This is a genomic window from Streptomyces sp. NRRL WC-3549 (genome assembly GCF_000721935.1).
In the GTDB taxonomy this organism is placed as follows: Bacteria; Actinomycetota; Actinomycetes; order Streptomycetales; family Streptomycetaceae; genus Streptomyces.
Map to the genome: position 1 here is coordinate 122,908 of NZ_KL585385.1, position 8,128 is coordinate 131,035.

The 8,128-nt window shown below is 69.5% G+C and carries 9 protein-coding genes; 8 read left to right on the forward strand and 1 reads right to left on the reverse strand.

The window, feature by feature from the left end; genetic code table 11:
• Positions 1–84 precede the first annotated feature (84 nt).
• The 7 genes from nadC to IH13_RS0104150 all read left to right on the forward strand — a co-directional run bounded on the left by nadC (position 85) and on the right by IH13_RS0104150 (position 4,558).
• Positions 85–1,119 carry a carboxylating nicotinate-nucleotide diphosphorylase gene (gene nadC / locus IH13_RS0104120; protein WP_031081042.1) on the forward strand — a complete coding sequence of 345 codons (1,035 nt, stop codon included), beginning with the start codon at positions 85–87 and terminating at the stop codon, positions 1,117–1,119.
• Positions 1,119–1,916 (forward strand): type III pantothenate kinase, encoded by a 798-nt coding sequence (locus tag IH13_RS0104125; protein ID WP_031081043.1) that lies wholly within the window; start codon positions 1,119–1,121, stop codon positions 1,914–1,916. The genes nadC and IH13_RS0104125 overlap by 1 nt, the downstream gene beginning before the upstream one ends.
• Positions 1,917–2,055: 139 nt before the next feature.
• Positions 2,056–2,661 carry a hypothetical protein gene (locus IH13_RS0104130; RefSeq protein WP_031081044.1) on the forward strand — a complete coding sequence of 202 codons (606 nt, stop codon included), beginning with the start codon at positions 2,056–2,058 and terminating at the stop codon, positions 2,659–2,661.
• A gap of 107 nt (positions 2,662–2,768) precedes the next feature.
• On the forward strand, positions 2,769–2,948 hold the full coding sequence (locus IH13_RS0104135) for a hypothetical protein (RefSeq protein WP_031081045.1): 180 nt from the start codon (positions 2,769–2,771) through the stop codon (positions 2,946–2,948).
• A gap of 102 nt (positions 2,949–3,050) precedes the next feature.
• Positions 3,051–3,485, forward strand: a complete 435-nt coding sequence (locus tag IH13_RS0104140) for a BlaI/MecI/CopY family transcriptional regulator (protein ID WP_031081046.1) — start codon at positions 3,051–3,053, stop codon at positions 3,483–3,485.
• 10 nt (positions 3,486–3,495) lie between these two features.
• Positions 3,496–4,077, forward strand: a complete 582-nt coding sequence (locus IH13_RS0104145; RefSeq protein ID WP_031081047.1) for an amino-acid N-acetyltransferase — start codon at positions 3,496–3,498, stop codon at positions 4,075–4,077.
• Positions 4,078–4,222: 145 nt separating this feature from the next.
• Positions 4,223–4,558: a histone-like nucleoid-structuring protein Lsr2 gene (locus IH13_RS0104150; RefSeq protein WP_031081048.1), complete on the forward strand. Its 336-nt coding sequence runs from the start codon at positions 4,223–4,225 to the stop codon at positions 4,556–4,558.
• Here IH13_RS0104150 and IH13_RS0104155 read toward each other — a convergent pair.
• Positions 4,537–5,121, reverse strand: a complete 585-nt coding sequence (locus IH13_RS0104155) for an SCO3374 family protein (protein ID WP_031081049.1) — start codon at positions 5,119–5,121, stop codon at positions 4,537–4,539. The two genes, IH13_RS0104150 and IH13_RS0104155, sit on opposite strands and share 22 nt — an antisense overlap.
• A gap of 430 nt (positions 5,122–5,551) precedes the next feature.
• Between IH13_RS0104155 and IH13_RS0104160 the strand changes: the two genes are divergently transcribed.
• On the forward strand, positions 5,552–8,080 hold the full coding sequence (locus tag IH13_RS0104160; protein ID WP_031081051.1) for an ATP-dependent Clp protease ATP-binding subunit: 2,529 nt from the start codon (positions 5,552–5,554) through the stop codon (positions 8,078–8,080).
• Positions 8,081–8,128 lie beyond the last annotated feature (48 nt).

Here is an 8,128-nt window from a genome sequence, read left to right on the forward strand (position 1 = left end):
CGTCCGCACCGGCGGCCCGGCCGTCTCCGCCGCACCCGCCGACCTCCCGAACCACCCCGCCGACGCCCCCCAGGAGCCGCAGTCGTGAGCACGCCCGAAGAGAACCCGCGTCCCACCCCCGTGGACGTACCGCTGATCCAGATCGGCGCCCCCGCCGGGTCCGGGGGCGGCTGCGGCGACGACTGCGGCTGCGGCGGATACGACGCCGAGGCCCTGGAGTGCGGCCTGGACCCCGCGCTCGCCCAGCTCCTCGCCGAGGCGGGCCTGGACCCGGTGCAGGTCGAGGACATCGCCCACGTGGCGATCGAGGAGGACCTGGACGGCGGGGTCGACGTGACGACCGTCGCGACCGTCCCGGAGGACGCCGTCGCCACCGGTGACTTCACGGCCCGTGAGGCGGGCGTCGTCGCCGGCCTGCGCGTCGCCGAGGCCGTCCTGTCCATCGTCTGCACGGACGAGTTCGAGGTGGAGCGGCACGTCGAGGACGGCGACCGCGTCGTACCCGGCCAGAAGCTGCTCACCGTCACCTCCCGCACCCGTGACCTGCTCACCGGGGAGCGCAGCGCGCTGAACCTGCTCTGCCGGCTCTCGGGGATCGCGACCGCGACCCGGGCCTGGGCGGACGTGCTGGAGGGCACGAAGGCGGCCGTCCGCGACACCCGTAAGACGACGCCCGGGCTGCGCGCGCTGGAGAAGTACGCGGTGCGCTGCGGCGGCGGCGTCAACCACCGGATGTCCCTGGTGGACGCGGCCCTCGTGAAGGACAACCACGTGATCGCGGCGGGCGGTGTGGCCGAGGCGTTCAAGCGGGTGCGGGCCGCCTTCCCCGAGCTGCCCATCGAGGTCGAGGTCGACACCCTGGAGCAGGTCCGCGAGGTGCTGGACGCCGGTGCCGACCTGATCCTGCTGGACAACTTCACCCCGGTCACGACCGCCGAGGCGGTGGCCCTCGTCGACGGCCGCGCCGTGCTGGAGTCCTCGGGCCGGCTCTCCCTCGACTCCGCCCGCGCCTACGCCGAGGCCGGCGTCGACTACCTGGCCGTCGGGGCGCTCACCCACTCGTCGCCGATCCTCGACATCGGCCTGGACTTCCGTGACGCCGAGGAGGCCGGCGTCTGATGCTGCTCACCATCGACGTCGGCAACTCGCACACGGTCCTCGGACTGTTCGACGGCGAGGAGATCGTCGAGCACTGGCGGATCTCCACCGACGCCCGCCGCACCGCCGACGAGCTCGCCGTGTTGCTCCAGGGCCTGATGGGCATGCACCCGCTGCTCGGGATGGAGCTCGGCGACGGCATCGAGGGGATCGCGATCTGCTCCACCGTCCCCGCCGTCCTGCACGAGCTCCGCGAGGTCACCCGCCGCTACTACGGCGACGTCCCCGCGATCCTGGTGGAGCCCGGCGTCAAGACGGGGGTGCCGGTCCTCACCGACAACCCCAAGGAGGTCGGCGCGGACCGCATCATCAACTCGGTCGCCGCGGTCGAGCTCTACGGCGGCCCGGCGATCGTCGTGGACCTCGGCACGGCCACCACCTTCGACGCGGTCTCCGCCCGGGGCGAGTACACCGGCGGGGTGATCGCTCCCGGGATCGAGATCTCGGTGGAGGCGCTGGGGGTGAGGGGCGCCCAGCTCCGCAAGATCGAGCTGGCCCGGCCCCGCAGCGTCATCGGGAAGAACACCGTCGAGGCCATGCAGTCGGGCATCGTCTACGGCTTCGCCGGCCAGATCGACGGGGTCGTCCGGCGGATGAAGAAGGAGCTCGCGGCCGACCCGGACGACGTCACCGTCATCGCGACCGGTGGTCTTGCGCCGATGGTGTTGGGGGAGTCCTCCGTCATCGACGAGCACGAACCCTGGCTGACCCTCATCGGGCTGCGCCTGGTGTACGAGCGCAACATCGCCCGGATGTAGGGCCCGCCCGCGGTCACCTGCGGGAACGACCCGGCGGCAGCGGCTGTACGCCGCGCCGCCGGGCGACCAGTTAAGAGGATTTTGTCCCTTTAGCGCGTATTGTCGCGTCATGCCCACGCCCTACGGATCACGCGGCGGCATGGCGTTCGGTGCGGACGAGCTGCGGGTGCTCCGACGCGCTCTCGCCCATGCCCTCCACCCCACGCCCCTGCCGGAAGAGGATGTCCAGGACTGTCTGCGGCTCGCGGACGCGGTGGACGAGGCCGCGGACGAGGCGGGCAGGCTCCGCGCCTTCCTCCTCGCCGACCTCGCCCGCTACCGGGAGGCGCTCCCCGGTTCGCTCACCGGCTATCTGGAGCTTCTGCAGGACGCCTTGGCGGCCGGGTACGACCCCCGCCCCGAGGACCTCGCCGCGCTGCGCGCGCTGCGGGGCGGGCCGGTCGCGGCCGCCCTCCTGGAACGCTGCCAGGTGATCGCCGAACGTTCGGTCCGCGCCCGGCTCGCGGGCCGCGCCGCGCCCGTGACGCCCGCCCAGCGCGGCCGGTTGCTGGCCCTGCCGGGCGGCCGGGCGGCGTCCGGCGGGCCCGCGCGCCCCGAGGGGCCGCGACAGCCCGGTACTCCGGCCCGTCCGGCGGTCCCCGGGCGCCCGGCGGCCCCCGCGCGGCCGGCGCCCAAGCCGTCGGAGGTCTTCCCGCCGCGCCGCCCCGAGCCGAAGGCCCCGCCCGAGGAGCGTGCCGTCTCCTGACGGCCGGGGCCCTGCCGACGCGCCCTCGGACACGGCGACCCCTCGGACACGCCGTGTCCGAGGGGTCTCCAGAAGACCGGAATGCCGGGCTCGCTACTCTGGGGAGCATGGACTACGTATCCGCGCTCCTGCCGCCCGTGGTGATGGCCGTCTTCTTCATCGGTCTCGTCGTGACGATCATCAAGAGTCAGGGCGGGCCGAACAAGGCCAAGGAGGACGCGGCCGTGGACGCGGCCATCGCCGGCGCCGAATCGGCGCGGCAGGCCCCGCGGACCGAAGGCGTCTGACCCGGCCCGAGCGCGAAGGGCGCACGGCTCCTGGAGGAGTCGTGCGCCCTTTTGTGTGGGACGAAATATGTCATTCCAGACATCTAGCACTAAGGTGACGCTGTGCCTCGCCAATTGGGAGAGCTGGAAGACGCCGTGATGACACGGATCTGGCAATGGAACCGTCCGGTCACCGTGCGGGAAGTTCTCGAGGACCTTCAGCAGGAGAGGTCCATCGCATACACGACCGTCATGACCGTAATGGACAATCTCCATCAGAAGGGCTGGGTGCGCCGGGAAGTGGACGGCCGGGCTTATCGATATACGGCGGTCTCCACCCGTGCCGCCTACTCGGCCGCACTGATGAACGAAGCCTGGTCGCGCAGCGACAACCCGGCGGCCGCCCTCGTCGCGTTCTTCGGGATGATGTCCGCCGAGCAGCGCGAAGCGCTCCGGGACGCGGTGCGCATCGTCGCGCCCGCTCTCTCCGAACCCCCGGCATCCGGACCGGAGGGCGGGTCTCCGGCCGATGAAGCTCCGCCGGACTCCGGGCGATAGCGTCGGGGGTATGTCCTCAGAGCTGCCGCAAACCGATCCTCGTACCGATCAGGACGCCGATTTCCGTACCGACCCGTCGGTAAAAGAAGTGGCCATCACCGTCCGGCGTGCCAGGACCAGCGATGTGGCGTCCGTACGGAGCCTGCTCGACGGGTACGTCTCCGAAGGCATCCTGCTCGACAAAGCGACGGTCACGCTTTACGAGGACATCCAGGAGTTCTGGGTCGCCGAACGCGACGAGGACGCCCGGGTCATCGGCTGCGGCGCACTCCACGTCATGTGGGAAGACCTCGCCGAGGTGCGCACTCTCGCCGTGGATCCCGCCATCAAGGGCGCAGGTGTGGGGCACCAAGTCCTCGACAAGCTCCTGCAGACCGCGCGCTGGCTGGGCGTCCGCAGGGTTTTCTGCCTCACCTTCGAAGTCGACTTCTTCACCAAGCACGGGTTCACCGAGATCGGAGAGACGCCGGTCGACGGAGATGTCTACAGTGAGCTGCTGCGTTCCTATGACGAGGGTGTCGCGGAGTTCCTCGGTCTCGAACGAGTGAAACCGAACACCTTGGGCAACACCCGGATGCTTCTGCACCTGTGAACGGCGGGTGGCGCCCGGAACTGTATGTCCGAATCGCGCACGTTTCCCGTCTTCTCGAGCTCCTGAACCTCTCCCAGGGGTTTGTGTTTTCCGGGGAAAAGCGGTTTCCTTTCCGCGTACTGCATTTTCGATGAAAGGAAATCCGGTGGCGCAGAAGGTTCAGGTCCTTCTTGTTGATGACCTCGACGGCGGCGAGGCGGACGAGACCGTGACGTTCGCTCTGGATGGCAAGACGTACGAGATCGACCTCACCACGAGCAACGCGGACAAGCTCCGCGGTCTTCTTGAGCCGTACACCAAGAGCGGCCGTCGTACCGGTGGCCGTGCGGCGACCGGCCGCGGCAAGGGCCGTGCCGTCACGGGTGGCAACAAGGACACCGCCGAGATCCGTAAGTGGGCCCGGGAGAACGGCCACAGCGTGAATGACCGCGGCCGTGTCCCGGCCGAGATCCGTGAGGCCTACGAGAAGGCCAACGGCTGACTCGCCGGCCGGCCGGCTCCCAGGTTCCTGCGGGCCTGTGCCAGCCGGGCCCGGTGGCATTCCGTCGCCGCGGCGTCCACGAGCCGTACGAGATCGGGAGCGTCGTCGCCCCTGTCCCCGAAACCGGCCAGCGCGGGCAGCGGGACCTCCACCGCCCGGCGCGGCTCGGGGTGCCGTAGCCAGAGTGCGGCCCCCGGCGGGGCCGTGGTCCTGCCGGGCGGCACCGGTGCCGTGATGGAGCCCCCGGTGCCGATCGCGGTCAGGTCGAGCGTGATCCCGCCCCACTCCAGCCAGTCGAGCAGTCCCGGCAGTTCGTCGGCGCTTCCGGCGGACACCAGCAGCCACATCCGCTGTCCCGCCAGCGCCACGGGCCCGGTGCGCGCCACCCGGCGAAGGACGGCGCGGCCCGCGGCGGCCGGGAGGTCGAGCACGTCGAAGCGCAGCCCGGTGGGCAGCCGCACGGGCGAGGTGCCCGCCGTGGCCCAGCCGAGCTCACGTGCGTACCACTGCGCGCAGCCGTCGGCTTCCGGGGAGGAGCGGGGAGGCGGGACGAGGGGGGCCATGCCCCGGAGAACCGCCCAGGACCGCCCCGGGTTACGGAAAGCCCCCGATCCCTCGCTCTTCGTGTGCGTGACGGGGGCGCGTGGAAGCGCCCGACGGCACGAAGTTGTTCGCCCGTAGCGGAGTGAACGGGGGCGCGCCGCATGGACTGTCGGTGGGTGCGGGTAAGACATCCCTAGTGGGAAGGGGCGACACGCGGGCAAAAACGTCTCACGTTCGCCATCGGCGTACTGGCGAAAGGGCTATCTGCCTGGCCTGCGGGAACATCGTCTCGCACCATCGGGTTGAGGCAGTTGTCGGCGTTCGGGGCAGGAGGCCATCGACGGGTGTCGGCAGTTGAAATGAGCGGTCCCCGCTTGCGGGACTAAGCTGCGGAAGGACAGGGAGGGGACCGACCCCTTACTGCCTGACCGCTCTGAGGAGCGATTAACGATGTTCGAGAGGTTCACCGACCGCGCGCGGCGGGTTGTCGTCCTGGCTCAGGAAGAAGCCCGGATGCTCAACCACAACTACATCGGCACCGAGCACATCCTCCTGGGCCTGATCCACGAGGGTGAGGGTGTCGCCGCTAAGGCCCTGGAGAGCCTCGGGATTTCGCTCGAGGCGGTCCGCCAGCAGGTGGAGGAGATCATCGGTCAGGGCCAGCAGGCCCCGTCCGGGCACATCCCCTTCACGCCCCGGGCGAAGAAGGTCCTGGAGCTGTCGCTCCGTGAGGCCCTTCAGCTCGGTCACAACTACATCGGCACGGAGCACATCCTGCTCGGCCTGATCCGCGAGGGCGAGGGCGTCGCCGCCCAGGTCCTCGTGAAGCTGGGCGCCGACCTGAACCGGGTGCGGCAGCAGGTCATCCAGCTGCTCTCCGGGTACTCGGGAGGCAAGGAGGCCGCCACCGCCGGCGGTCCCGCCGAGGGCACGCCCTCGACGTCCCTGGTGCTCGACCAGTTCGGCCGGAATCTCACCCAGGCCGCTCGTGAGTCCAAGCTCGACCCGGTCATCGGGCGCGAGAAGGAGATCGAGCGGGTCATGCAGGTGCTCTCCCGCCGTACCAAGAACAACCCGGTCCTCATCGGCGAGCCCGGCGTCGGCAAGACGGCGGTCGTCGAGGGCCTGGCCCAGGCCATCGTCAAGGGCGAGGTGCCCGAGACCCTCAAGGACAAGCACCTCTACACCCTCGACCTCGGTGCCCTGGTCGCCGGCTCCCGTTACCGCGGTGACTTCGAGGAGCGCCTGAAGAAGGTCCTCAAGGAGATCCGCACCCGCGGCGACATCATCCTGTTCATCGACGAGCTCCACACGCTGGTCGGTGCGGGTGCCGCGGAAGGCGCCATCGACGCCGCCTCGATCCTGAAGCCGATGCTGGCGCGGGGTGAGCTCCAGACCATCGGTGCCACGACGCTCGACGAGTACCGCAAGCACCTGGAGAAGGACGCCGCGCTGGAGCGCCGCTTCCAGCCGATCCAGGTCGCGGAGCCGACGCTGCCGCACACGATCGAGATCCTCAAGGGTCTGCGCGACCGGTACGAGGCCCACCACCGGGTCTCCATCACGGACGAGGCGCTGGTTCAGGCCGCCACCCTGGCCGACCGGTACGTCTCGGACCGCTTCCTGCCGGACAAGGCGATCGACCTGATCGACGAGGCCGGTTCCCGGATGCGCATCCGCCGGATGACCGCGCCGCCGGACCTCCGCGAGTTCGACGAGAAGATCGCGGGTGTCCGCCGCGACAAGGAGTCGGCCATCGACTCCCAGGACTTCGAGAAGGCGGCCTCGCTCCGGGACAAGGAGAAGCAGCTGCTGGCTGCGAAGGCCAAGCGGGAGAAGGAGTGGAAGGCCGGCGACATGGACGTCGTCGCCGAGGTCGACGGCGAGCTCATCGCCGAGGTCCTGGCCGCCTCCACCGGCATCCCGGTCTTCAAGATGACCGAGGAGGAGTCCTCCCGGCTGCTGCGCATGGAGGACGAGCTCCACAAGCGCGTCATCGGCCAGAAGGACGCCATCAAGGCCCTTTCGCAGGCGATCCGCCGTACGCGGGCCGGTCTGAAGGACCCCAAGCGCCCCGGTGGCTCGTTCATCTTCGCCGGCCCGTCCGGTGTCGGTAAGACCGAGCTCTCCAAGACGCTCGCCGAATTCCTCTTCGGTGACGAGGACGCGCTGATCGCCCTCGACATGTCGGAGTTCAGCGAGAAGCACACGGTTTCCCGTCTCTTCGGTTCGCCTCCCGGTTACGTGGGCTACGAAGAGGGCGGCCAGCTCACCGAGAAGGTGCGCCGCAAGCCGTTCTCCGTCGTGCTCTTCGACGAGGTCGAGAAGGCCCACCCCGATATCTTCAATTCACTGCTCCAGATTCTGGAAGACGGTCGCCTGACCGACTCCCAGGGCCGGGTCGTGGACTTCAAGAACACGGTCATCATCATGACGACCAACCTCGGGACCCGGGACATCTCCAAGGGCTTCAACCTGGGCTTCGCGGCCCAGGGGGATGTGAAGACGAACTACGAGCGGATGAAGGTCAAGGTCAACGAAGAGCTCAAGCAGCACTTCCGGCCTGAGTTCCTCAACCGTGTCGACGACACGGTCGTCTTCCACCAGCTGACCGAGGAAGACATCATCCAGATCGTCGACCTCATGGTCGACAAGGTGGATGAGCGCCTCAAGGACCGTGACATGGGCATCGAGCTCAGCTCGGAGGCCAAGTCGCTCCTGGCGAAGAAGGGCTACGACCCCGTGATGGGCGCCCGGCCGCTGCGCCGGACGATCCAGCGCGAGATCGAGGACATCCTCTCCGAGAAGATCCTCTTCGGTGAGCTGCGCCCCGGTCACATCGTGGTCGTGGGTACGGAGGGCGAGGGCGACGAGAAGACGTTCACGTTCCGTGGCGAGGAGAAGTCGGCTCTGCCCGACGTCCCGCCGATCGAGCAGGCGGCAGGCGGCGCCGGCCCGAACCTGACGAAGGAAGCGTAGGGCGCGGAGCGCCTGAGCGTGTAGGGGCTGCCCCGGACCGTGAAGGTC

Bases quoted from the DNA above. Each gene is read 5' to 3' on its own strand.
- IH13_RS0104130 (WP_031081044.1), top strand. From the start codon at position 2,056: ATGGCGTTCGGTGCGGACGAGCTGCGGGTGCTCCGACGCGCTCTCGCC.
- IH13_RS0104125 (WP_031081043.1), top strand. From the start codon at position 1,119: ATGCTGCTCACCATCGACGTCGGCAACTCGCACACGGTCCTCGGACTG.
- IH13_RS0104145 (WP_031081047.1), top strand. From the start codon at position 3,496: ATGTCCTCAGAGCTGCCGCAAACCGATCCTCGTACCGATCAGGACGCC.
- IH13_RS0104155 (WP_031081049.1), bottom strand. From the start codon at position 5,121: ATGGCCCCCCTCGTCCCGCCTCCCCGCTCCTCCCCGGAAGCCGACGGC.
- IH13_RS0104135 (WP_031081045.1), top strand. From the start codon at position 2,769: ATGGACTACGTATCCGCGCTCCTGCCGCCCGTGGTGATGGCCGTCTTC.
- IH13_RS0104160 (WP_031081051.1), top strand. From the start codon at position 5,552: ATGTTCGAGAGGTTCACCGACCGCGCGCGGCGGGTTGTCGTCCTGGCT.